This is a genomic window from Pseudoalteromonas sp. SG45-3 (assembly GCF_014164075.1).
Lineage (GTDB): Bacteria > Pseudomonadota > Gammaproteobacteria > Enterobacterales > Alteromonadaceae > Pseudoalteromonas > Pseudoalteromonas distincta.
This window is the reverse complement of sequence record NZ_JACJEN010000007.1, coordinates 124150-148321: the sequence shown is the minus strand read 5'-3', so window position 1 is coordinate 148321 and position 24172 is coordinate 124150. Positions and strand designations below refer to the sequence as shown.

At 37.8% G+C, this 24172-nt stretch carries 21 protein-coding genes; 16 read left to right on the top strand and 5 right to left on the bottom strand.

What is annotated here, in order from left to right:
* Positions 1–74: 74 nt before the first annotated feature.
* Genes aroK through H5126_RS10670 form a run of 4 tightly spaced genes read left to right on the top strand, consistent with a single transcriptional unit; the run spans position 75 to position 3955 of the window.
* Entirely contained in the window at positions 75–593 is a 519-nt protein-coding gene (aroK, locus tag H5126_RS10685; protein WP_004589350.1) for a shikimate kinase AroK, read from the top strand.
* A gap of 27 nt (positions 594–620) precedes the next feature.
* Complete coding sequence (aroB, locus tag H5126_RS10680; protein WP_024596026.1) at positions 621–1691, top strand: 3-dehydroquinate synthase; 1071 nt, start codon at positions 621–623, stop codon at positions 1689–1691.
* Positions 1692–3044, top strand: coding sequence for an SPOR domain-containing protein (locus H5126_RS10675; protein WP_024596025.1), 1353 nt, complete (start codon positions 1692–1694; stop codon positions 3042–3044). It begins immediately after the preceding gene.
* 53 nt (positions 3045–3097) lie between these two features.
* The gene (locus tag H5126_RS10670; protein WP_002958383.1) at positions 3098–3955 is read left to right on the top strand and encodes a Dam family site-specific DNA-(adenine-N6)-methyltransferase; all 858 of its coding nucleotides are present in this window, start codon (positions 3098–3100) and stop codon (positions 3953–3955) included.
* On the opposite strand, the gene H5126_RS10665 is transcribed toward H5126_RS10670, so the two are convergent.
* Positions 3912–4097 (bottom strand): DUF2970 domain-containing protein, encoded by a 186-nt coding sequence (locus tag H5126_RS10665; protein WP_002958384.1) that lies wholly within the window; start codon positions 4095–4097, stop codon positions 3912–3914. The genes H5126_RS10670 and H5126_RS10665 overlap by 44 nt on opposite strands.
* A 3-nt stretch (positions 4098–4100) precedes the next feature.
* Complete coding sequence (locus H5126_RS10660; RefSeq protein WP_024596024.1) at positions 4101–4397, bottom strand: hypothetical protein; 297 nt, start codon at positions 4395–4397, stop codon at positions 4101–4103.
* Between the two features lie 161 nt (positions 4398–4558).
* Between H5126_RS10660 and rpe the strand changes: the two genes are divergently transcribed.
* The 3 genes from rpe to trpS are packed head-to-tail and all read left to right on the top strand — an operon-like array spanning position 4559 to position 6944.
* Positions 4559–5242, top strand: coding sequence for a ribulose-phosphate 3-epimerase (gene rpe / locus H5126_RS10655; protein WP_002958386.1), 684 nt, complete (start codon positions 4559–4561; stop codon positions 5240–5242).
* On the top strand, positions 5242–5907 hold the full coding sequence (locus H5126_RS10650) for a phosphoglycolate phosphatase (RefSeq protein WP_024595274.1): 666 nt from the start codon (positions 5242–5244) through the stop codon (positions 5905–5907). The genes rpe and H5126_RS10650 overlap by 1 nt, the downstream gene beginning before the upstream one ends.
* 32 nt (positions 5908–5939) lie before the next feature.
* Positions 5940–6944 (top strand): tryptophan--tRNA ligase, encoded by a 1005-nt coding sequence (trpS, locus tag H5126_RS10645; protein WP_002958388.1) that lies wholly within the window; start codon positions 5940–5942, stop codon positions 6942–6944.
* A gap of 114 nt (positions 6945–7058) precedes the next feature.
* Here the strand turns inward: trpS and H5126_RS10640 are convergent, their stop codons facing one another.
* Positions 7059–7979, bottom strand: a complete 921-nt coding sequence (locus tag H5126_RS10640; protein ID WP_182712146.1) for a TraB/GumN family protein — start codon at positions 7977–7979, stop codon at positions 7059–7061.
* A 36-nt stretch (positions 7980–8015) separates the two neighbouring features.
* Positions 8016–8381 carry a hypothetical protein gene (locus H5126_RS10635; protein WP_182692805.1) on the bottom strand — a complete coding sequence of 122 codons (366 nt, stop codon included), beginning with the start codon at positions 8379–8381 and terminating at the stop codon, positions 8016–8018.
* A 282-nt stretch (positions 8382–8663) separates the two neighbouring features.
* Between H5126_RS10635 and H5126_RS10630 the strand changes: the two genes are divergently transcribed.
* Positions 8664–10805: a transcriptional regulator gene (locus tag H5126_RS10630; protein WP_182720226.1), complete on the top strand. Its 2142-nt coding sequence runs from the start codon at positions 8664–8666 to the stop codon at positions 10803–10805.
* Between the two features lie 195 nt (positions 10806–11000).
* On the opposite strand, the gene uvrA is transcribed toward H5126_RS10630, so the two are convergent.
* Positions 11001–13826: an excinuclease ABC subunit UvrA gene (uvrA, locus tag H5126_RS10625; protein WP_182720225.1), complete on the bottom strand. Its 2826-nt coding sequence runs from the start codon at positions 13824–13826 to the stop codon at positions 11001–11003.
* 162 nt (positions 13827–13988) lie between these two features.
* Here uvrA and H5126_RS10620 point away from each other — a divergent pair, with 162 nt between their 5' ends.
* The 8 genes from H5126_RS10620 to H5126_RS10585 all read left to right on the top strand — a co-directional run bounded on the left by H5126_RS10620 (position 13989) and on the right by H5126_RS10585 (position 24135).
* Entirely contained in the window at positions 13989–15356 is a 1368-nt protein-coding gene (locus H5126_RS10620) for an MFS transporter (RefSeq protein WP_182720224.1), read from the top strand.
* A 20-nt stretch (positions 15357–15376) separates the two neighbouring features.
* Positions 15377–16096, top strand: coding sequence for a single-stranded DNA-binding protein (gene ssb, locus H5126_RS10615; RefSeq protein WP_182720223.1), 720 nt, complete (start codon positions 15377–15379; stop codon positions 16094–16096).
* 144 nt (positions 16097–16240) lie between these two features.
* A complete protein-coding gene (locus tag H5126_RS10610) occupies positions 16241–17428 on the top strand; it encodes a site-specific integrase (protein WP_154903933.1) in 1188 nt (395 codons plus the stop codon).
* An 18-nt stretch (positions 17429–17446) separates the two neighbouring features.
* The gene (locus tag H5126_RS10605; RefSeq protein ID WP_154903934.1) at positions 17447–18937 is read left to right on the top strand and encodes a site-specific integrase; all 1491 of its coding nucleotides are present in this window, start codon (positions 17447–17449) and stop codon (positions 18935–18937) included.
* Positions 18934–21006, top strand: coding sequence for an integrase (locus tag H5126_RS10600; RefSeq protein ID WP_154903935.1), 2073 nt, complete (start codon positions 18934–18936; stop codon positions 21004–21006). The genes H5126_RS10605 and H5126_RS10600 overlap by 4 nt, the downstream gene beginning before the upstream one ends.
* On the top strand, positions 21003–21413 hold the full coding sequence (locus H5126_RS10595) for a hypothetical protein (protein WP_154903936.1): 411 nt from the start codon (positions 21003–21005) through the stop codon (positions 21411–21413). The genes H5126_RS10600 and H5126_RS10595 overlap by 4 nt, the downstream gene beginning before the upstream one ends.
* Complete coding sequence (locus H5126_RS10590; protein ID WP_154903937.1) at positions 21413–21934, top strand: hypothetical protein; 522 nt, start codon at positions 21413–21415, stop codon at positions 21932–21934. The genes H5126_RS10595 and H5126_RS10590 overlap by 1 nt, the downstream gene beginning before the upstream one ends.
* A complete protein-coding gene (locus H5126_RS10585) occupies positions 21931–24135 on the top strand; it encodes an AAA family ATPase (RefSeq protein WP_182253881.1) in 2205 nt (734 codons plus the stop codon). The genes H5126_RS10590 and H5126_RS10585 overlap by 4 nt, the downstream gene beginning before the upstream one ends.
* Positions 24136–24172: the final 37 nt, after the last annotated feature.

Sequence of the window (24172 nt, the reverse complement as noted above, 5' to 3'; positions counted from 1 at the left end):
CCTCCTTAATTTTGGGGCCAGGTCGTTAGGCGGGGTTTTATTTCAAATTTTAGAGTTTGTTTGTACTAAAAGATATGGCTGAGAAACGTAATATATTTCTAGTTGGCCCCATGGGGGCTGGCAAAAGCACGATTGGTCGTCACATCGCTGACCAATTACACCTTGAATTTGTTGATTCTGATCAAGAAATCGAACGCCGCACAGGTGCAGATATTGCATGGGTATTCGATCTTGAAGGTGAAGAAGGCTTTAGACTTCGAGAAGAGTCTGTTATTGGCGATTTAACCGAGATGCAAGGTATTGTACTTGCTACCGGTGGTGGTTCAGTAATGAGCAAAGAAGTTCGAAACAAGCTTTCGGCTCGAGGTATCGTTGTATACCTAGAGACACCTATAGAAAAGCAAGTTGCACGCACGCAACGCGACAAGCGTCGCCCATTACTGCAAACTGAAGAAGCACCTCGTAACGTACTAGAGCGCTTAGCAGAAGAACGCGAGCCCCTATACAAAGAAGTTGCCGATTTTGTTGTACGTACCGATGAGCAAAGCGCTAAAGTTGTTGCTAACCAAATCATCGAGAAATTAGATTTTTAAAAACCAATAATAAGGAAATAACTAAGCATGCTTAAATTAACAGTTAATTTGGACGAGCGAAGTTATCCTATTTATATTGGGCAATCTGCACTTCAAGATAATGGCCGCCTGGTTCACCACATTGGTGATTGTCGGCCTATCATCATTACTAATGACACAATAGCGCCTTTATATTTACAAGCGTTACTTGACTCATTAGCAGATCAAAATCCGCTATCTTTTATTATTCCTGACGGTGAACAATATAAATCACTTGAATGGTTTGAAAAAATATCAGCATTTTTACTACAAAATAACTGTGGCCGAGATACGTGTTTAATTGCGTTAGGTGGCGGTGTTATAGGTGATCTAACTGGTTTTGTAGCAGCGTGTTATCAGCGCGGCGTACCGTTTATTCAAATACCAACGACAGTGCTTTCACAGGTTGATTCATCGGTAGGTGGTAAAACGGCAGTAAATCATCCTTTAGGTAAAAATATGATAGGGGCATTTTATCAGCCTCAAGCGGTTTTTATTGATACACAAACATTACACACCCTACCAGCAAGAGAGTTTGCAGCAGGTATGGCTGAAGTAATTAAGTATGGTCTGATTTACGATACCGAATTATTTGCATACTTAGAGCGAAACGTAGCTAATTTGCAGCAACTAGATGAAACGTGCTTACAGCATATTATTTTTAGATGTTGTGAAATAAAAGCGCTTATAGTTGCGCAAGATGAAAAAGAGCATGGTTTACGTGCTTTATTAAACTTAGGTCATACATTTGCCCATGCAATTGAGGCAGAAATGGGCTACGGCGTTTGGTTACATGGCGAAGCTGTTGCAACAGGCATGGTATTAGCAGCTAAACTTGCCAAGACACGCCAAGATTTAAGCGCAAGTGAAGTTGATCGAATTATTAAGCTGCTTGAGCTATATAATTTACCAACAGAAATTCCAAAGCAAATGACTAGTGAGCAGTTCCTAACGCATATGCGTAAAGACAAAAAGAATAAAAGAGGCACTATACGCTTTATTCTACCTACCCAATTTGGCCAGTGTGCATTAGTTGATGATGTTTCTGATGACCAAGTTAGAGACTTAATCGAGCAGTAAATGCAGTCACAAATTTTACCAAGCCGTGCGGCTTTGGTGGATAGAATCGCACTGCAATTTGAGTACGGACAAAATTTAATAGTTTTACTTGGCACATCGGGGCTAGGTAAAAGTTATATGCTCGAAACCTTCATTACAGATAAATACAATGACTTTAATAAAGCGTTTGTGCAAGTAAGTGCACAAATGACTGACGCTCAGCTAATGAGCGATTTATTAGAGCAAAGCTTTAATTCCCCTTTAGTTGATCATAATTTAAGTTTACCTGAAAACTATTACCAGCTGCTTGAGCAACAGCAGTGCGGACCTTGTTTATGGGTGCTTGATGGCGGTAGGCAATTATCTGAAGAGATACTAATTGAGCTTGAGCTGCTTTCTAAAAATAGCCCTAATACGTTGTATATCATAATTGCATCACAGTCTAAACTTGCTTTAAATGATGCTGTCGAAATTTACTTGGAGCCACTGACGCTTCGAGAAAGCAAGATGTTATTGCAGTGGTACTTTACTGATTTACCTTATGATGAAGACCCTGTTTTTAGTACTTTTTTAGCCGAGGCTCATGGTAATCCCAGCTTATTGCTTGCTTGGCAACCTAGTGAGCACATAGCCGATATTATCGTTAAAGATAAAGTATCTTGGCGATTGCACTTATTGATTTTGATGTTGTTAATTATGCTTTTAATTATTGGTCTGCTTTATAAGTCTGATATGACGCAGTGGTGGCAACAATATTATCAGCAGGAAGAAGCGCAAGTCCTAAATACAGCAATATCTGTAGAGCAAGTAAGTGAGCCGGTTATAAAGCAAAATGAGTCAGTAGTTACTCTAAATGACCCTGAAGTAGTTGAGCCAGATATTGAGCCCGAGAGCGTACACATTAATGATGTGCCTGCTATCATGCAAAGTCTTACCGAACCTGCAAATACCGTCAAGGTATTAGACAATGCTATTGATAATAGCGTTAAAAACAAAAGCAGTGAAGCAGGTGAAGTTGTATCTAAAGCTCTAAAAGTAGAGAAAGTAAATACAGCAGAGCAAACTCAGATCAGCCAAGATAATATTTGGTACATGCAGCAAGCAGATACAAATAGTGTTATTCAATTATTAGCGGTAACTCAGCAGGAAGTTCGCGATAATTTCATTGCTCAATTCAATCTACAGCAGCAAGCACATTCTTACCAAACGAAGCGAAATAATCAAATATGGTGGGTTGTTACATTTGGCAGCTTTGAGAGTATAAACGAGGCAAAATCAGCAATGGATACTTTACCCCCTGGGGTTAGAAAAAATAAACCTTTCTATAAAAAAATTAGTAAAATAAAGCAAGAAATAGCAGTCGTTGATCAGTAAAACACACTGCTTTAGTGTAAAATCGCGCAACACCAGATTGAAGTAAAGAGCCAATGCAGCAAAAAAGTAGAGCCTTCCTTAAATGGGCCGGCGGAAAATACAGCCTAGTTGAAAACATTAATGCGCGATTAAACCAAGCTAGCAAGCATGCTGATACTTTGGTTGAACCTTTTGTTGGTGCAGGCTCTGTGTTTTTAAATAGTGACTTTAAGCACTATATCCTCAATGATATCAATGCAGACTTAATTAACTTATATAAAGAGCTTAAAAGCTCTCCAGATGAGCTTATTAGTGACGCTAAAAAGCTATTTGTTGATTTGAATAATCACGCAGATGCGTATTACGAATATCGTGTGCAGTTTAATCAAAGCCGTGATGTATACGAACGTTCAATCTTGTTTTTATACATGAACCGCCATGGTTACAACGGACTGTGTAGGTATAATTTAAAAGGCATTTTTAATGTGCCTTTTGGTAAGTATAAAAAGCCTTACTTTCCTGAAAAAGAAATGTATTTTTTTGCTGAAAAAGCACAAAAAGCAACGTTCACTTGTTTAGATTACGATGACGTTTTTAAGTTAGTGCCTAACAATGCTGTTATTTATTGCGACCCACCTTATGTACCATTAAGTAAAACGGCTTCTTTTACGTCTTACGCAAAAGGGGGGTTTAATTTAGATGATCAGGCTAACTTAGCTAATTTGGCAGAACAAGCCGCATTTGAAAATAACACACCTGTGCTTATTTCAAACCACGATACCGTGTGGACGCGTAAAATTTATAGCCAAGCATCGCTTGAACAAATTCAAGTAAAGCGCACTATTAGCCCCAAAGGTGGCTCTAGAAATAAAGTTGACGAGTTGATGGCTATGTATTTAGCACCCAAGCAACCACTGCGTAAATTGCGATAACAAAAGCAACAAATAGTACAATCGCAATTAAAATGATGGATAAAGGGGAATGTTGTTTAAAATCGACTTGGCGTTTATTTTCAGACTGAACACCAAAAAATGCAGCTAGCACACTTTGCAACGCGCTAAAAAATTGTAGCATTATTTAAAATAAAGGTTTTAAAGAAGGAGTGTTTTTAGAATCTTCAGAACTAGTAAGTAGTTCCAGTAAATCAAGGTAATGAAACTGAGCACTACGGCTATCGCCAGTTAACCACGAAAACCATGATGACTCTTCTTCAGCTTTAATACACGCAGTTAAAGTGTTTTGAGCACTTACCACTTGTGTATTATGACAATTACTCACTGAGCTTAATTCTTGCTCAGAGCTTGAACCAAAGCTAAACGCCCCGATAAGCAGTAATGCCGACGCAATTAATATCCCAATTTTAAAAGCACGCATGATGAAATCCAATAATTTGTTACTTTTTTAATCATAGCAAATACTGGTTAAATATCAAACTTAAAGTTACCTAAAATGGGGGCTATTACGCCATATTACTTGGGTAACATCTTCAATTAAGTTACATTAACGCAATACACTATTTATTGATGGAGTTAATCATGTTTAACCCAGAGCAAAAATATTTAATAGCCCCTTCTATTTTGTCTGCTGATTTTGCAAAGCTAGGCGAAGATGTTGATAAAGTTCTCGAAGCGGGTGCTGATGTGGTTCACTTTGATGTAATGGATAATCACTATGTACCTAATCTCACAATTGGTCCTATGGTGTGTAAAGCACTAAGAGATTACGGTATTACAGCACCTATCGACGTACATTTAATGGTTAAGCCTGTAGATAGCATAATACCTTTATTTGCTGAGGCTGGTGCTTCTATTATTACTTTTCACCCTGAAGCCAGTGAGCACGTCGATCGTACAATACAGTTAATTAAAGATCACGGCTGTAAAGCAGGCTTAGTGTTTAACCCAGCAACAAGCCTAAGTTATTTAGATCATGTTATTGATAAGCTAGATACCATTTTACTAATGTCGGTAAATCCTGGGTTTGGCGGGCAAAGCTTTATCCCTCATACGCTTGAAAAATTACGCCAAGCCAAACAGCGTATTATTGAATCAGGCCGAGATATTCGCTTAGAGGTTGATGGTGGTATTAAGGTCGATAATATTGCAGCAGCGGCTCGAGCGGGTGCTGATATGTTTGTTGCAGGCTCAGCTATTTTTAATCAACCTGATTACAAAGTGGTGATTGATCAAATGCGTGAGCAGCTTGGAAGTGTTAAGTAATGAAGTACGATGTCGCCTTATTTGATTTAGATGGTACTTTGGTTGATAGCGTTTACGACTTGTATATCGCTATTAATTTAACCTTGAGCGATTTTGCTTTTCCTATTGTTAGTCAACGCTTGGTTGAAAGTTGGGTTGGTAATGGTGTTGAAGTCCTTGTAAAACGCGCTTTGAGTGGCGATATGCAAGTGAGTGAAAATTTAGATGAGTCACTTAGTGGCAAAGCAATATTACAGTTCTATAAGTATTATGAACAACAAGTTGGTGAGTATAGTGTTTTGTACCAACATGTAGAAACAGGGCTTGCAGCACTTCGCGGTATGCCTAAAGCATTAATCACTAATAAGTCTCGAATTTTTACAGAGAAATTACTCGATAAACTGGCACTAACGAGTCATTTTGATGTGGTTGTATGCGGTGACGATATGGCAAAAAAACCATCGCCAGAACCATTGCTATTTGCCTGCAAAAAACTAAATGCGGAACCTAATAAAGCAATAATGATAGGTGATTCTAAAAGCGATATACTTGCAGCTAAAGCCGCTAATATAGACGTAATTGCACTTAGTTATGGCTATAACCAAGGTGAAAGTCTTGAGGATTATAATCCGCAGTACCTATGCGATAACTTCTTAGATATAATACCTGTTCTAACGCAGCGTTAAATATTATTCATTAAGCAAAATAAAGGAAAATCATGAGTAAACCAGTAGTTTTAAGCGGCATTCAGCCAACCGGTGGTATGACAATAGGCAACTATGTTGGCGCTATTAACCAGTGGCTAAAGTTACAGGAAGACCACGAAAGTTTCTTTATGTTAGTAGACTTACACGCTATTACGGTTCGCCAAGAGCCTGAATTACTGCGCTCTCGAGTGTTAGATGGTATTGCTCTTTACGCGGCATGTGGCATTGATCCTGAAAAATCTGCGTTATTTGTACAATCGCAAGTACCTGAGCACGCACAATTGGCGTGGGTATTAAATTGTTACGCGCAAATGGGTGAGCTTAATCGAATGACTCAGTTTAAAGACAAGTCATCTAAGCACGCAAATAACGTAAACGTGGGCTTATTTTCATATCCAGTATTGCAAGCTGCGGATATTTTATTATACCAAGCTGATCAAGTACCAGTAGGGGATGATCAAAAGCAACACTTAGAGCTGACTCGCGATATAGCCACACGCTTTAATAATTTATATGGCGACGTATTTAAATTACCAGAGCCGTACATCCCTGAGTTTGGTGCACGCGTAATGAGCTTGCAAGATCCACTTAAAAAAATGTCTAAGTCTGACGAAAACCCAAATGGTTACATCATGTTATTAGATGAGCCTAAGCAAATTGTGAAAAAGCTTAAAAAAGCAGTAACTGATTCAGATGAACAAGCACGTATATATTTTGATCGCACAGAAAAGCCTGGCGTATCAAACTTGCTTACTTTATTGAGTGTTGCAACTAAGCGCTCAATTGAAGACCTAGTTCCTGAGTATGAAGATAAAATGTATGGCCATTTAAAGAAAGATACAGCAGATGCAGTTGTAAATATGATTGAGCCAATTCAAGCACGCTTTAAAGAGATCAGAGAAGATCAAAACCTACTTGATGGCATAATGAAGTCAGGTGCTGAAAAAGCAAGTGTACGTGCTGAGAAAACATTGAAATCGGTATACGATGCGCTTGGTTTTATTCCTCGCGGGTAAGTTTATTAAAATAGAAAATGCCGCTTGTTAGCGGCATTTTTTATATAGCACATATCAACATGATGGACCCAAATAGAAACAGTAGCGATATAGCTAGTTTGTCTGTTTTATCCATTATTCAGCCCCTCTTACTGTTATATCTGCCGTGCTATCAATATCAACTAGAGAAACTTTATAGCCCTTATTTTCAAGTAAGGTAAGTAAACTATCTTGTCCTGCAAGATGGGCAACTCCAACAAGTACAAACTCATTTTTATCGTTGTTAAACATGGCTTCTACTTTTGGTAACCAATCATTATTTCTATCTGTAATGAGTTGTTTATAACTATTCGGATCATTTTTCTGCATATCTTCAAGTGCCACTTTATTCAGTGTGTCTGTATCACCTTTGCGCCAGGCAGCTAAAAGTCCTTTAAACATATCGCCATAGTTGTGCAGCTCGGCTAAGTTGTGTTTAATGAAGTCGTTTTCGTTGCCTTGACCCATTTTTTTAAAAAGCTCTAACTGAAATTCCATTGTTTCTAAGTAATTTTTTGTTTTGTTATCTTCAGTCGCTTTTTTAGTAAAATAAGCATCAACACCTTCACCCATTAAATTTTGCTTTTGAAGCTCCATCGACATTAAAACAATACCAACCATAGCAGGGCGAAAGCCATCTAACTTAGCGAGATTAGCGCCAAACTCGTTAAGCTTATTTTCAAGTGATGCCTTAATCTCGGGTTCTAGTTTTTGACTTAACGTTTCGTTATTTGTATACGATAGTGCGCCTAACATTTGCATTTGCGCATTAGTGTCGGCTGGGTCAGTTATCGGTGCTTCTAAAATAATTGTATCCGCTTGTTCATAAGCATGGTTAAACTCAGCGGGTAGTGGCATTTCAGCTTTAGGTAGTATGTGAACTGTACCGCCAATAAATAGTGAGTCATTACCATTGCTTACTTGCCATACAGAGCTTTGGGCCTGTGCTGTATTTGCTAAAAGACTACAGCTAAGTAATACGCTGGCAGATACTAATTTTTTTGTGAATTTTTTCATGATAATTCCTTTATGTAACTTTTAATTTTATTGTTTTTAGTTCGATAACACAGTGCTGAAATATGCAGTGATTGAGGATGTTAACTTTGAAAGGTTTTTATCAATTTGCGAGTTTATTTTGCTCATTGAAGAGTCAAGCTCAGCTGATATTTTTTCATCTATCGAAGAAAGTAACGTTTGTGTATCAACATTACTTTTTAAAGACTCAGTGGCGTCTATGTTGTTTGTTTCTTGCTGCTTTTTATTAACTGGGTTAATCGCCTCTACGCTTTCACCAATTATGCATTGATTAAAATTACTTTGAACGGTGTGTTGTTTAGCGTCAGCTGCAATAACTGAAGTTGTATTAAAAGCAGTTGCTAGTAGTAAAGCCGGTAGTACTTTTTTCATTGTGCTATTCATAATTAAACCTTTTATATTTTTAATTGCAGCCAATTTAGAATCACAAATGATTTTTTACTAAGCTGCTTGTTGATGACGGTTTAAAGAATATCGCTGAATTTATTGAGAGTCGCTTATCTAGTTATGAGCAATTAATAGATAAGGTTTTTAAATTAAATAATTGTTTTAATTTAGAGGGTTAGCCTTAAACCTTATAATGCTAATATAAGGTTTAAAATGCTTTTTCTATAAAAGAAAGTGTAGATGTGATACGGTTTATAAAAATAAAAATACGTAAAAACTATGAATTATCAAATCGGACCTTGGCAATTTATTAGTAATCGCTGTGTGATTACTTCAAACCATTTAGAAAGGGAATTAGATCCACTTTTAGTAAAGCTATTACTTCACTTTATAGACAAGCCTCAACAAATTGTTTCCCGCCAAGAGCTTATTGAGAGTGTGTGGCAACAGAGCTTTGTTGATGATAATGCGATTAACCGTGCAATCTCAGAGTTAAGAAAGCAGCTTGCCCACCCAATTGAAAAAGCGCCGCTTTTAAAAACGCATTACCGTAAAGGATATAGCCTAACAGTAATACCTGAGCGTTTAACGCAAGCAAACGTTTTGAAAGAGCCTGTAAACATTTTGCCTGACTCACCAGGTATTTCTGCCAAAAATGAAGAGATAGCTACTGCAACTACTTCTCAACCAGTTCAAAAAAAGAATAGTAAAAATTTTTTGATTTATTCTTTACTCGTCATTATTTGCCTGTGCTCTTTAGTATGGTTTGGGTTGTTTTTTATTAATGCACCTTCTAGTGAAAAGATTAAACAGATCACGGTTAATAAGGTAGCAAGCACGTGGAATATAGGCAGTGAGGTTCACCCTGAGATGTCCTCAGATAAACAATATTTAGCTTATACAAATGTTGAACCTGAAAATGACGTAATGCATGCATTTGTAAAGCGACTATCTGATCAAAGGGAAGTTGAAATTACCTATCCTGGCTTTCAAGTATCTATTTTATCGTGGCAGTTAAATCAGCACGCAGTGCTTATACAAGCTACAAACTTAAAACAACAGCAGTGCGAAATGGTACTGGTTGATTTAAGCCAGTTTCCTATTGTTGGTGAGGCTACATTAATTAAAAAGTGTGACCTTAGATACACCGGCTACGCACAAGTAGACGAAAATAGTGAATATATTTATTACACTGAATATAAAAATGAGCAAGATGGCTCAGGTTTATATAAATTTGATTTAGAGTTACAAAAAGAGTCCATTGTTATTCCACCACCAGGTGTAATGTATGGCGTAATAATGCCGCGCTTATCTTCTTCAGGTAATAAAATAGCATATATACTTAGTCAAAAGGGTAAGCCTTTTTCTGTATTTAGCTATAACTTTGAGACCCATGAAACCAAGCGATTATTTAAAGCAAAGAAAAGCATAATTAGCTTCGCGTTTGACTGGCTTGCAGACGATAAAGGCGTGATTGTTTTTGAAGACTCTGACCTTTCAACCATTGTGTTTGATGAAAATAATATTATTAAACGCACACTAACGGTTACCCCAGCAATTTCACCTTATTATATTGCAGTTCAATCTGCTAATAGCCTCTTTTACTCAGCAAATAAAACACAAACCTTTTCGTTAATTAAAGCGACTAATCTTTTTAGCGATGCTCCTGAGTATGAAGCACTCTACAAAAGTGATGAAGACGACTACCACATTGTAGAAGTCATTAATGAGAAAGGACCAGCGCATATTTTTGTATCCGAGCGCTCTGGCAGCAGTCAGTTGTGGTTATCTCAAAATGGGCTTACAAAGCAACTTAGTAACTTTACTTATGAAGGGAAATCTACCTTTGCTATTGGCGGGCTAAGAGTATCGAGTAAGCAAGATCGTGTTTTATTAAGAGTTAATAGCGATATTGCATTTTTTGACGTTATGTCGAACAAACTCTATACCATAGCTGAGTTTAAAGGGCGACAAATACTAAACTATGTATGGTCTAAAGATAATGAAAGTATAATTTATTTAGAGCGAAGTGGTTCAGAAAACCTATTTGCTCAGTTTAATTTATTAACGCGAGACACAACTATATTAGAGGATATTAAAGCCAACAAATTAATTTCAGGCGCTGACGGTACTAATTATGCAATTACTAATAATCAGTTAATTAAACTATCAAATAAACAGAGTTGGGAATTACCCAAAGACGCGCGACAAGCACAACTTTTTGCTATTAATGGTAATTACCTTTACTACTCTGATGCGATTTCAAGAGTTGCTCGGCTTAATTTAGAAGATAAGACAGTAAAAGATGTGCACGTGGATTTTAAACCCATCGCATTTTTTATTAGTGATAACAATCAAATTTTCTTTACAGAATCAAAATATAAAGACATGCAAATAATACAGATAAGTTGGAATAACTAGGGTCTGTTGATCTTTCAAGGTTAAATTTGCAGCAGTGTGTTGCTTTTCTTTAATAACATTTTCGATTGTTATGTTGATAAAAGAAAAATTAGAGCCAAAAAATAGCGAGAAGTGAATCTTCTCGCCATTTTTAATTAAGTGTAATCTCGACAGTTAAATAACCTCAAAGCCGATTAATTTGTCACAACTGAACCTCTATTTATTTAATAGAGGTTTTAAGTAATGCCCAGTATGTGAACGCTCACATTCGGCCACTTCTTCTGGTGTACCTGCAATGAGTATTTCACCGCCGCCAGCTCCGCCTTCAGGTCCTAAATCAATAACCCAATCTGCTGTTTTAATAACATCGAGGTTGTGCTCAATAACCACAATGGTGTTACCGTGATCGCGCAGGCGATGTAATACAACAAGCAGCTGTTCAATATCAGCAAAGTGTAAGCCTGTTGTAGGCTCATCTAATATGTAGAGTGTTTTACCAGTATCACGCTTTGATAGCTCGCGTGCTAGTTTTACACGTTGCGCCTCACCACCTGAAAGCGTGGTAGCGGCTTGACCTAAGCGGACATACGATAAACCAACGTCCATTAAGGTTTTAAGCTTGCGGGCAATAGCCGGTATTTTGTCAAAATACTCATGCGCGTCTTCAACAGTCATCTCAAGTACTTGGTGTATGTTTTTACCTTTGTATTGGACTTCGAGCGTTTCGCGGTTATAGCGTTTGCTCTTACATACATCACACGGTACATACACATCAGGTAAAAAGTGCATTTCAACTTTAATTAAGCCGTCACCTTGGCACGCTTCACAGCGTCCGCCTTTAACGTTAAAGCTAAAGCGACCTACTTTGTAGCCACGTGAGCGCGCTTCTTGTGTGCCTGCAAATAACTCACGAATACCGGTAAATATACCTGTGTAGGTTGCCGGATTTGAACGAGGAGTACGACCAATTGGGCTTTGATCAATATCGATCACTTTATCAAAATGATCTAAACCGCTAATTGATTTATACGGTGCCGCTTCGGCAGTGGTTGCGCCATTTAGCTCTGTATGAGCAAGTTTAAATAAAGTATCGTTTATTAGCGTTGATTTACCTGAGCCCGATACACCTGTCACACAGGTCATTAAACCAAATGGGATTTTTAAATCCACATTTTTAAGGTTATTACCCGTTGCGCCAAATAGCTCTAGCCATTTGTCGTTCGTTGGGTGACGCTCTTTTGGTATTTCTATTTTACGTACGCCTGATAAAAATTGGCCCGTAACAGACTCTTTGCTTGCTAAAATATCGTCGCGCGTACCTTGAGCAATAATATGCCCACCATGAACACCCGCACCTGGGCCAATATCAATAATATGATCTGCAGCACGAATAGCATCTTCATCGTGCTCTACCACAATAACGGTGTTACCTAAGTCGCGCAAATGGACCAATGTTTGTAATAAACGGTCGTTATCGCGTTGATGTAATCCAATAGATGGCTCATCTAGTACGTACATTACACCTACAAGACCGGCACCAATTTGACTGGCTAAGCGGATACGTTGAGCCTCACCACCTGATAATGTATCGGCGCTACGTTCAAGTGATAAATAATTTAGGCCAACGTTAATTAAAAACGATAAGCGGTCGCGAATTTCTTTTAATATTTTTTCAGCTATTTGGCCTTTTTGTCCGGTTAACTCTAAACCTTCAAAAAATTCCATGGCTTCACCAATACTCATGCATGTGATTGCAGGTAAGTTGGTTTGTCCAATAAATACATTTCGAGATTCTTCGCGTAAGCGCGAGCCATGACAGCTAGGACACGCTTGGCTTGTTTGGTATTTAGCAAGTTCTTCGCGTACAGAGTTTGACTCGGTCTCGCGGTAGCGGCGATTCATGTTGTTTAAAACGCCTTCAAACTCATGGTTACGCGTAATTAAATCGCCACGGTCGTTACGGTAATTAAACCCAATCTTAGTGCTACCAGAGCCATCTAAAATAATTTTTTTCGAGTCGCTGTCTAAATCTTGATAAGGCACGTCTAAATCAAAATTGTAATGATCTGCAACCGCTTGCAGCATTTGATAGTAATAAAAGCTGCGTTTATCCCAGCCTTTAATTGCACCGCCAGCAAGGCTTAACTCTGGGTTATGCACTACGCGATTAGGATCAAAATATTGGCGTATACCTAAGCCATCACAGGCTTGACAAGCACCAGCTGGGTTATTAAACGAAAACAAACGCGGCTCAAGTTCAGTCATTGCATAGCCACAAGTAGGGCAGGCAAAATTTGCTGAAAATAGAATCTCTTCAGCGCTGCTATCGTCCATGTATGCTACATGTGCAACACCATTAGACATTTCAAGTGCAGTTTCGAACGATTCTGCTAAGCGTTGTTGTAAGCCATCTTTTACTTTAAATCTGTCTACAACAACTTCTATTGTATGTTTTTTATGAAGCTCAAGCGTTGGTGGATCAGACAAGTCACATACTTCACCGTCTATACGGGCGCGAATGTAACCTTGGCTAGATAGCTGTTCTAATAACTTAACATGCTCACCTTTACGCTCTTTTACTATTGGCGCAAGCAGCATTAATTTACTGCCCTCAGGTAGAGCCAAAACAGTATCTACCATTTGGCTAACGGTTTGCGCAGCAAGTGGTAAATCATGTGTAGGACATCGTGGTTCGCCGACGCGGGCAAACATAAGTCGTAAATAATCGTAAATTTCGGTAATAGTACCTACGGTTGAACGCGGGTTATGAGACGTTGACTTTTGCTCAATAGAAATGGCAGGAGAGAGGCCTTCGATGTGATCCACATCAGGCTTTTCCATGAGCGATAAAAATTGTCTTGCGTACGCAGAGAGTGATTCAACATATCGGCGTTGTCCTTCTGCATAAAGCGTATCAAATGCAAGTGATGACTTCCCCGAACCAGATAGACCCGTAATAACTATTAATTTATCACGTGGGATGGTTAGGCTGATGTCTTTTAAATTGTGCGTTCGGGCGCCTCGGACTTCAATGTTTTCCATGCTATCTCGTTTGTTACCAAAATTATTTACTCAGTATCGCATAATACGAAGCAATATTAATCCTTGATCAATGAAAAATCCTTACTTATAGGCGATTAATTATTGCCAAGCTTATGGTAGAATCCCAACCTCAATTTTTCATAGAGTAAGATCACGCAGATAATGACCGCATCTTCACTTAATTCACGAGAAAAACGCGCCGCTGTATCACTGGCGAGTGTGTTTGCATTTAGAATGCTCGGCTTGTTTATGCTGATGCCTGTATTGGCTATTTATGGACAATCGCTTGAAGGTTTTTCGCCTATTTGGATTGGTTTTGCCATTGGTGCGTATGGTTTAACGCAAGCTGTACTACAAATACCTATGGGTCGATTATCCGATAAGATTGGTCGTAAAAAGGTTATTGTTGGTGGCTTAGTTGTATTTGCTATTGGCTCTGTAGTTGCTGCATTAGCTGACTCTATCCAAATGGTTACCGTAGGCCGTGCTTTACAAGGTATGGGCGCAATAGCCAGTGCGCTACTCGCGTTTGCTTCAGATTTAAGCCGCGATGAGCAACGACCAAAAGTAATGGCCGTTATTGGTATGAGCATAGGAATGAGCTTTGCCTTTGCTATGTTACTTGGGCCAATTGTCGCCGCTTCGTGGGGTATTGCTGGTGTATTTTGGTTGACTGCTATTTTAGCAGTCTTAGGTATATTTATAGTGACCATGCTAGTGCCAAAGGCGGTAAATAAAGCGCCCAAAGGCGATACATTAGCAAGCTTCAGCGACATTAAAAAATTAATTAAACACCCTCAGTTAGCACGATTAAATGCAGGTGTATTGTTATTGCATTTAACGCTAACCACAATTTTTGTGGTACTGCCGAGTCAATTAATTAGAGATGGTTTGGTTGCTGACCATCACTGGTATTTGTATATTCCAGTGCTATTTTTAGCATTTTTATTAATGGTACCAATAATGATTGTGGCCATTAAAAAAGAGAAAGAAAAACAAGCATTTATTGGCTCAGTAGCCTTGTTAACTATTAGTATGTTAGCAATGTCGGTATGGGTTAATAGTGTAGTAGGCATTGCTGTGTGTATGCTGCTTTATTTTGTGGCGTTTAACTTTTTAGAAGCCACTATGCCTGCGCTTGTATCGCGAATAGCACCTGCAAGCCAAAAAGGTTCAGCAATGGGTGGCTACTCATCTAGTCAGTTTTTAGGGGCCTTTTTAGGCGGTATGTTAGGTGGCTATGTAGCACAAACTACAACGACGCAAGCTGTGTTTGCGGCAGCGGCACTTGTTGGGTTAATATGGCTTATTATTGCGTGGAAAATGCAAGTCCCACCCAAAAGTAAAGTTATTAGTTTAATGACCAAATTAGATTCTGAAGAGCATGCTCAAGTACTTGCTTCTCAGTTAGTTGCTTTACCAGGTGTAATAGAAGCAACTGTAGTTCGCGATGAAAGTCGCAGCTATTTAAAGATTAATGATAAAGAATTTGACCTAGACCAAGCGCGTAAAGTCGCTGGTTTAATCTAACATTTATAGGAGATGGTTCCATGGCACGCGGTGTGAACAAAGTAATTTTGGTTGGTAATTTAGGGCAAGATCCTGAAGTTCGTTATATGCCTAACGGCAACGGTGTAGCAAATATTACCCTAGCAACTTCGGATAGCTATAAAGATAAGAACACTGGCCAAATGGTTGATAAAACTGAGTGGCACCGTGTTGTATTTTTTGGCAAGTTAGCTGAAATTGTTGGTGAATATTGTCGTAAAGGTTCACAAATTTATGTTGAAGGTAAACTTCAAACACGTAAGTGGACCGATCAACAAGGCCAAGAAAAGTACACTACAGAAATAGTTGTAGATGGCTTTACTGGTCAAATGCAAATGTTAGGCGCACGTGGTGGCGATCAACAAAGTGGTGGTTACCAAGGTAATCAAGGCGGCCAACAAGGTGGTGGTTACCAAGGTAATCAGCCGCAAGGTGGTCAACAAAGTGGTGGTTACGGTCAAAATAATCAAGGCCAAAATAACCAGCAACAAGGTGGTTATGCTCCACAACAGCAAGCAGCACCTGCAGCGCAGCCAAAACCGGCTCCAGCACCACAGCAGCAAAGTAATCAATACCAGCCGCAAGGCGGCTTTGCACCACAACAAAATAGTGCACCGCAGCAGCAAGGTGGTTTCGCTCCTAAACCACAAAGTGCTCCGCAAGGTGGTGCATCAAACCCAATGGAACCAACCATTGATTTTGATGACGATATCCCGTTCTAGTTCTGGAACTTTTAAAGTGTAAAGAACTTTTATGATAAGGCCCTTTTTTTAAAGGGCTTTTTTTATTTTCATTGTAAAATTAAATTGACAGTGTGTTTTTGTATGCTATAAATATACCAAATTAATATTGTAAAGATTTGATTTATGCAGATACGTAAAGTCAGAAAGGATGGTGTTAATGAGATTGGTTGTCTTGTCGTAGATCAGAACGGAGTTCCTATAGATAGAATATGCCGCTACAGTCTAATAGAGCTTTCAGGTCGAGCCGACAGCACGCAGTTAAACATTACGCGACACATTATTCATATTGAACGATGGGCTGAGCGTATGGATATTGATCTAGAGGAAGAAGTTTCGCTTTATGGACTGAGTAGAGGTGAGTTATTTATATCTTTTATTCGCCATCTTGAAAGGTATTCCAAGGAGTTAGGAAAAGTTACACCTATCATTAGTGGAACAGTCGAGCCAGAATACTTCAATCAACGTGTAGATGCATGCATAGATTACTTTGACTATTTAGTTGGCAGAGCTATAAGTCGACGTCGTATTGGTGATCCAGTAATAAGACGTATTGAGGTTCTTTCCAGAAGGCTTTTTAAAAAGTTAAAGGGTCGTAAAAGGGTAAATTCAAAATCATCATCCGTTACAGGACTTTCTCCTTTACTTCAATCTTCACTTTACAAAGGGCTTGAAAATCCAAGTTATTTTGGTTGGTCTAGAAGTACCGCATTACGAAATAAACTTATTATTCGTTTATGTTATGAAACTGGGATACGTCGAGGTGAACTTCTTTCTTTGACAATCGATAATTGCCATACAACAAAACTAGGACACGGTGAACGACCATATATTTATACTACGCAAAACGTTATGTATGAAGATCCTCGTTCAGAAGTTCCACATGAAAAAACTGAAAGTCGGATTATTCCAATTTCATCTAATTTAGCTGATTTGGTCAATGAATATAAGGTTATCAGAAATATCCCTAAAGCAGCCATGAAACAGCCACCTTTTCTTTTCTTGTCAAGTCACCACCCACATAACCCTTTATCATTATCCGCATTAACATCAATCTTTGAAGCCATAAAAGTAAAGATACCAGACCTTGGTACTTTTGGGCCTCATCGTTTGCGCCACACATTTTTTGAAAACCTAGATCGTTTGATGTATTCGAAAGGATATAGTGATGATCTAAAAACAAAAATAAAAAACTCTATAGGTGGCTGGAGACCGAATTCTAGACAAAGTGAAAATTATGAAAAGCTTGCTACTTTAGAGCAAAGTATTGAAGCCCTAAGTAGTTACCACGATGAATTAGAGAATACTCAATAGTAAAGGAAGTTATAGTTTATGAAACCTAATGTAGTTCTGAGTCATGAGCAGATAACAACTGCTACTTTTGATTATTCAGATAAAGAGATAGTTTATGACCCTTATCCAATAACTCAAAGTGGGCAACATCTTGATTTAACTGGAGATGATTGCCGATTACTTCCTGAGCGAATACTTATTAATTTCAAATTAGTTGATCCTTTAATTATTGAACACGCGAAAGCATGGATTTCATTTGCCTGTAAAAAGTACGCAAATGAAACGATATATAATCAATTTTTACTTTTAAGGGCATTTCACTTTAACAAAGCTTTTAAAAATGAAGATGAGATTAACGATCACATTGATGAACAAGTTCGAGATGTAATGACACAAAGTCGTAGCGCTAACCCTAAATCCATGTTGAGAATAATTTATGGTTGGTTTGTAGAAGAAGATTTTCCTTTTTTTGATGAAGATTTCTTTGATCTCTACTTAGATACACTTCGATTTGGGTCTGATGAGGGTAAAGGAAAAGACGTTTTAATGGTGCTTCCAAATAGAGGTCCTTTGATGCTTAAAGAGCAAAGGATATTTAGGGAAAAACTATCTAAAGTTAAGCTGAATGAGCTTTCAATTGAAGAACATCAAGGATTAGTTGCACTAAAAATTGGTCAAGTATTAGGAGCTCGTAATATTCAGGTTATTAGGCTTCAATTTAAGCATGTGATGATGGAAGAAGGTAATGCTCCATTTATTTTTTTACCCAGAGCAAAACAGCGCGGATTTAAAAATAATAATACATATAAAAAAAGACCTATAACATTGACCCTATATAAAATGATTCAAGACCTCAAAAAACGTTATTTAGAAAAAGAGAATTACACTGAAAACCCTGAGCATTTCATATTATGCCCCGCAACAAAAGAAACACATAATTATGGAAGTTTAAGACTTAGACCAGTAACTTTTTATCAGCGAATAAAAGCTATAAATAAAAAGCTCTCTATTACTTTCAAAGTTACTAATCGGCGTTTACGAAAAACATTTTGTACGCAGTTGATTGCTAAAGGTACTCCATTGAAGGTTGTTGCTGAACTAATGGATCATAGCGATTTGCAGCAGCTGGAAGTTTATTACCGACATACTCACCATGTTGCAAGAAAACTCGGAGATATTTTAAATACAGAGGCAAGTGATATTCTTGATGCCTTCAAAGGAAAAGTTATTGCATCAGACCAAGCTTCGCAATCAGGTCAGCAAATATTTGCACCTACAAAAGATCAGTCATTACATCTCATTGGTAGCTGTGGCAGCATCTTGCCATGTGGACTTAACCCTCCTCTAAGTTGCTATGGATGTCAGTCTTTAGAAGCTTTTGACGATGCTGATCATAAGGGAGTGGTTGAGCTATTTGTTGAAGAGACCAAAAGTACATTTGGTGAATCCCATGCAATAGAAATACTAAAGCATAAAGATTTTTTAGCTGCATCACAGTTTGTACAAAAATTTGAGCGAGGTGAAATATGAGTAATGTTGTCTCATTATTACCCCGTACTGGAGAGGACGTCCAATCAAATCTCGATAATTTGGTTACGTTTTACAAAAAAAACTCACCTTTCAAATCCAAAGATTCCTTTGATTGGGCTGGTTTATATTGGGATGTTAAAGGAATTTGCAAAACACAAGCTCGGAAGGCTGGGTACGAACAATACATATATTTTAATCGAGACAACCAAAAAGCTGTAAATGTTAAAACTTCACGAAAGGAAATGCGACCTTTTCACCATGCTGAATTGTCTAATGTTCTAAAATGTCATATTACAGCAATTCAGATTGAGTCACAAAAAGATGTTGGCACATTACAAATTTGGGTTAATGCGTATCGTTATTTAGACAACGTATTGTCTCAAACAAACAAAAAAATAGCAGAGCTTTCCACTAATGACTTCAGATTAGCAGAGCTTGATGCAGAAAAGAGACTGGCGGCTTCAACATTTTATCGTATCGGAAGCAAACTAGAGGGTATTTGTAAGTTTATAAATCGAATGAAATTAGCTAAGTATAAAATAATTTTCAGAAAGACGGCTAAACGTGGAAAAACACATACTAATAGTGACACAAAAATAGATTCAGCATCTATAGATGAAAGAGCTAAAAAATTACCATCCAAGTATAGCTTGATTTGTGTCGCCACACTGTCCAATACAGATCTGAAAGGCGATGATGCATTGTTTCAAGCTATTGTTGAAATAATGTTTGCGACGGGCTTTAGGTTTGATGAGGTTATTTCATTAGATGTGGATTGTTTATATGAAAGAGAAATTGAGGAACGTAATGTTTTAACTGGAAAGCTGGAAATTTTCAATGTCCATGAAATACGTTACAAAGCGAAAAAAGGAGGCGGATATAGCTCAAAAACAGTTGTTGATTGCTTAGTACCAATTTTGGTAAAAGGTTTACAGACTGCCATTGATTTACTCTCCCCAGTTAGGAACTGTATAGAACAGCTTGAGGAAAAAGAATATGACTTTTTCCCTGAGCTTGATTTTCAACATGAAATCCCTGCCTCTGAGGCATGTCGTCTACTTGCGTGGTCCAGTAATTCAAATTTTCAAACTTTTCTGCGAAAAAGAAATATCACAATTAACGCTAGAGTTGTAGAAGGCGCTCAAGGAAAACCAATAAAGGTAGCTACAATATCGCCTATAGACGTCAAAGGTGTGACGGCTGCTTTGGCTTCACAGTCAATAAAAGAACTCTGGTCAGTCGTTAAGAATACAACAGTGGCAGATAAGTTACATCGTATGATTTTTGTAACACAACACCAACGTCACCATGCACTGAAATCTACAGAAGCATGGAAGTTCACTCTCATCACACACACACAGATATCTGATTATATTTCAGGTCGTCCCGAGCTAGGTGTAAAAAGTATTTTTGAACGTAGAAATTTGGTATATGAAGATACACCTATACGCCTCACATCACATCAGTTCAGACATTTCCTTAGTACAATGTTGGAATTATGCGATACGGTTTCGGAAATTGAAGTTGCTAGGTATTTTGGGAGAAAATATATTGGTGATAACGAGGCATATGATCATACTAATAAAGCTAAAGTAGTCATGGATCATGCGCATAATATTATTGCTTCATCAGGCATTTCAAGTGAGCAAGCAAAAGAAGCTTCAATATTATTTACGCTTGTAGATCGAGAAGAAGCAATTGACACAATAGATGACTTAACGACAACACTAACAACAGCGATAGGGCTATGTAAGCATGACTATAACGATAGTCCTTGTGGTAAGCATTACGCTTGTTTACGTGGATGCGCTGAGTATTATCGCGTTAAAGGACGTGAGAAAGAAATTCATGAAGTAAAGCGTATTTTTGAACAGCAAAAGCTTCATGTTGAAGCGGCTAAAGATTCAGTCGAAGAGAAGTATCATAATGCAAATAACTGGTTAGCTTCTCATGAAGAACTTCTCAATGGGTGTAAGATAGCATTAGATATTGAGGGTAATGATAGCATCGCTGTCGGAGAGCGTGTACAGGTTTTCCCTGAAGGAAAAACGAAGTGTGAGGCTATATGAAAAAACAAGCTAGGTTAAACTCAGAGTTAGAGAAAGAAATTTGTAGTCAAATTGTCTTACTTGCCTCTCGCTCTAAAAATGGCAAAGTAACATGGGCTAAATTGGCTGAAATGAGTGGCTTTACACGTCAGGCATTATCAGCCAATCAGGTGATTTCTAATGCTTATTCTGAAATTAATGGTACGCAGAAAGAGGTTGTCACTGCGGAAAAACGTATTGAAAACTTGGAAGCTCAGTTAATAAAACGAAAAGGTGAGTGTGAGCGTCTTAAAAGCATACTTAAGGAGTATGACAAAAAATATGCACGTTGGTTGTACAACGCCACTAATGCTAATTTGAGTATTGATGAGCTCAACGCACGGATACCTGAATCAATTAAAACAGCTGGTAGAAAAAAGAGTCGCTAATGAGTAATTTATTTGATGTAGAAGCCGAGCTTTCCGATTTTAACTTAGATCGTATGCACCCATCAGGTAAAGCAAACCTTATTAAAGTTGCTGGGTTGATAGGAGTATTAGATACAGCAGCTTGGATGAGTTACATCGATAATGGATCTCTGGATTTAAATGCAATAGCCAAAGAGTTAAAAATTGCCCGTTCAAGTTTATATCAAAATGAACATATTAAAAGCTATATAATTTTAAAAGCTAAAGCACTTAAAGTTCAGGGGTATATACTTGAATTGCCTTACCAATCACGAGATAAATTAACTAAGAATAATAGTAATATTAATTATTTCAATAGTGTAAAAAGAGATGAAGTAATTAAGGTAGAAAATGCTGAAATTAAAAGTCTCCAATTACAAGTTTCAGAATTATCAGCCAAAATTGACAATTTGAAAACTGAATTACGAACAGCAAAAAATCAGTTAGCAAAAGTAGATGTTCGCTCTGATTATTTAACACGATTTGGACGTTTCATTCGATGATGATGCAATATGCACGGCCTATTACTATTCGTGTTACACGTAGTGCTTGTCACAGCAGAGATGGGGCTATATTTAATGGTGTTGAAATTGATCCGTTAACTTTCAAGAAAATTAATAAACTAGAGCATTTTATTGTTCTTATTGAAGACTCTGATCAAGATGTTATTGTTTCTACAATAACAAAGGGTATGTTACTGGATGTTACTCCTAAAGCAAAGCTTACAATCACTACAGATTCAGTATTGAAGCGATTCTTAGTCACAACTAAAAAGATTGATTTTTTGTCTCCTCAAGGCGCATTAATCGCAGATTTAATTGGTACTGGTAGTCGGTTTAAAGGCATTGGTCCTGTCAAAGCGCAGAAGCTTTGGGCTGTATTTGGTGAGCGCCTGAGTGATTTATTAACTCAAGGTGACATTGAAGCTTTAACTCAAGTACTTTCTTATGAAACAGCTGTTCGAGCTATTGATGCGTGGCAGATCTATCTAAATCTTGATGCTATGCGCTATTGTAATATAACTCTAGGATTAGATGTTTCAGTATCGCTCAGGGTAATTGAGTTTTATCAGAATGAGACTATCGAAAAATTGAATAAAGATCCATATCTGCTTCTTGCTTTTGGATTATCTTTTATTGTATGCGATGGGATAGCTAAAAAACTAGGTTTTACTGAAGATTCGCAGGTTAGGGTATCCGCAGCTATTGAAGCGGCGCTTTACGATATATTGAATAGTGGAAGCACGGTTGCAACATATGAATCTATTGTAGAGGCACTGGGGCGGTATCTGGCATCAGGTAATATTGAAGCTATAGAAAAAGAAAGCCTATTATCAAAGGTACTAGAGATTGATTGTGATAATTACGTTCTTTTAAAAGAAGGCGCTTTTCAAAGTAATGGTGCATTCTTGATGGAGTCTTTTATTGCTGAGACCCTAGCTAAATTGATTCAAACTCCCTCTCAGAGCTTAATTGCAAAGACTAGTATTTCAGACATATTACTTAAGTATGAGAGGGAGAAAGGTTTTTCATTGACGACATGTCAAATTAACGCCTTAGATAAAGCGCATAAAAATCGATTTTGTATTATTAATGGTGGTGCCGGTGTAGGAAAAACAACATTGTTAGATGTGCTGTATCGTGTATTTGATAGCATGGATATAGCTCCAATTCAATTAGCTATTTCCGGGAAAGCAGCTAAACGAATGAGTGAGGCGACAGGTCATAAATCTTTTACTATAGCTAGATTCTTACGAAAATTTGATTTTAATCAAAATACAGAATTTGCGGTTGTAATTGATGAAAGCTCTATGGTGGACTTACCAAATATGTATCGCCTCTTGAAGTTTATCCCTAGTAAAACCCGAATAGTAATGCTTGGTGATACGGGGCAATTACCACCGATAGATTTTGGTCTAGTCTTTCATGAACTTATTCAATTGAAGCTCATTGCTAAGGCTACTTTAACTGAGGTGAAACGTCAGGGGGAGAACTCTAATATACCATCTGTGGCAAACTCCGTACGTCAAGGTATTATGCCCGAATTAGAGCACTTCGATGTGAAATATACTGAAGTAAATGGTTTTGGCAAAATCAAAGCTTTGGCAGCTGAGTTTTATTGGGAATCACCAAATATCACACAGATTATTTGCCCAACTAATAAAATGGCGGACTCTATTAATGAGTTGTGCTCATCTGTTAATAATAGACCTGAGATACATATCGTCACAGAAGAGTTTGATCACTTTCTTAGAACAGGTTTTCGCCTAGGTGATAAAGTGATGTGCTGCAAGAATTTTTATAATCTAGATTTAATGAATGGCTCTTTAGGGGAAGTAATTAAAGTATATAAAAGGCATGCACTACGCTCTTTGGAAGATAATACTCCCTTGAGCTTTGGGCGGATTTTATGGGACGATGGTTCAGAGCGAGAAGTAACAATAGAACTCATTAATGAATTAAAGTTGGCATATGCCATGACAATTCATAAAAGCCAAGGTTCTCAATTTGATCGTGTCATTATTCCTTTAGATAGGACTTTAAATTTAGATCGAACAATGCTTTATACTGCAATAACACGAGCAAAAAAAGAAGTCATTTTTATTGGCAAATTAAGTGTTTTTTCAGATGCATTGAGTAAAGATTTTTCCAAATCTCGATCTGTTCATTTAGGTGCTAAACTAAAGTGTTTTTTAAAGGAATAGAATGAAAATAACACTCTTAAGTTCACTGCGAGCTTGC

Bases quoted from the DNA above. Each gene is read 5' to 3' on its own strand.
- uvrA (WP_182720225.1), bottom strand. From the start codon at position 13,826: ATGGAAAACATTGAAGTCCGAGGCGCCCGAACGCACAATTTAAAAGAC.
- trpS (WP_002958388.1), top strand. From the start codon at position 5,940: ATGAGTAAACCAGTAGTTTTAAGCGGCATTCAGCCAACCGGTGGTATG.
- ssb (WP_182720223.1), top strand. From the start codon at position 15,377: ATGGCACGCGGTGTGAACAAAGTAATTTTGGTTGGTAATTTAGGGCAA.
- H5126_RS10585 (WP_182253881.1), top strand. From the start codon at position 21,931: ATGATGATGCAATATGCACGGCCTATTACTATTCGTGTTACACGTAGT.
- H5126_RS10610 (WP_154903933.1), top strand. From the start codon at position 16,241: ATGCAGATACGTAAAGTCAGAAAGGATGGTGTTAATGAGATTGGTTGT.
- aroK (WP_004589350.1), top strand. From the start codon at position 75: ATGGCTGAGAAACGTAATATATTTCTAGTTGGCCCCATGGGGGCTGGC.
- aroB (WP_024596026.1), top strand. From the start codon at position 621: ATGCTTAAATTAACAGTTAATTTGGACGAGCGAAGTTATCCTATTTAT.
- rpe (WP_002958386.1), top strand. From the start codon at position 4,559: ATGTTTAACCCAGAGCAAAAATATTTAATAGCCCCTTCTATTTTGTCT.
- H5126_RS10620 (WP_182720224.1), top strand. From the start codon at position 13,989: ATGACCGCATCTTCACTTAATTCACGAGAAAAACGCGCCGCTGTATCA.
- H5126_RS10640 (WP_182712146.1), bottom strand. From the start codon at position 7,979: ATGAAAAAATTCACAAAAAAATTAGTATCTGCCAGCGTATTACTTAGC.
- H5126_RS10670 (WP_002958383.1), top strand. From the start codon at position 3,098: ATGCAGCAAAAAAGTAGAGCCTTCCTTAAATGGGCCGGCGGAAAATAC.
- H5126_RS10635 (WP_182692805.1), bottom strand. From the start codon at position 8,381: ATGAATAGCACAATGAAAAAAGTACTACCGGCTTTACTACTAGCAACT.
- H5126_RS10660 (WP_024596024.1), bottom strand. From the start codon at position 4,397: ATGCGTGCTTTTAAAATTGGGATATTAATTGCGTCGGCATTACTGCTT.
- H5126_RS10665 (WP_002958384.1), bottom strand. From the start codon at position 4,097: ATGCTACAATTTTTTAGCGCGTTGCAAAGTGTGCTAGCTGCATTTTTT.
- H5126_RS10675 (WP_024596025.1), top strand. From the start codon at position 1,692: ATGCAGTCACAAATTTTACCAAGCCGTGCGGCTTTGGTGGATAGAATC.
- H5126_RS10595 (WP_154903936.1), top strand. From the start codon at position 21,003: ATGAAAAAACAAGCTAGGTTAAACTCAGAGTTAGAGAAAGAAATTTGT.
- H5126_RS10590 (WP_154903937.1), top strand. From the start codon at position 21,413: ATGAGTAATTTATTTGATGTAGAAGCCGAGCTTTCCGATTTTAACTTA.
- H5126_RS10605 (WP_154903934.1), top strand. From the start codon at position 17,447: ATGAAACCTAATGTAGTTCTGAGTCATGAGCAGATAACAACTGCTACT.
- H5126_RS10650 (WP_024595274.1), top strand. From the start codon at position 5,242: ATGAAGTACGATGTCGCCTTATTTGATTTAGATGGTACTTTGGTTGAT.
- H5126_RS10600 (WP_154903935.1), top strand. From the start codon at position 18,934: ATGAGTAATGTTGTCTCATTATTACCCCGTACTGGAGAGGACGTCCAA.
- H5126_RS10630 (WP_182720226.1), top strand. From the start codon at position 8,664: ATGAATTATCAAATCGGACCTTGGCAATTTATTAGTAATCGCTGTGTG.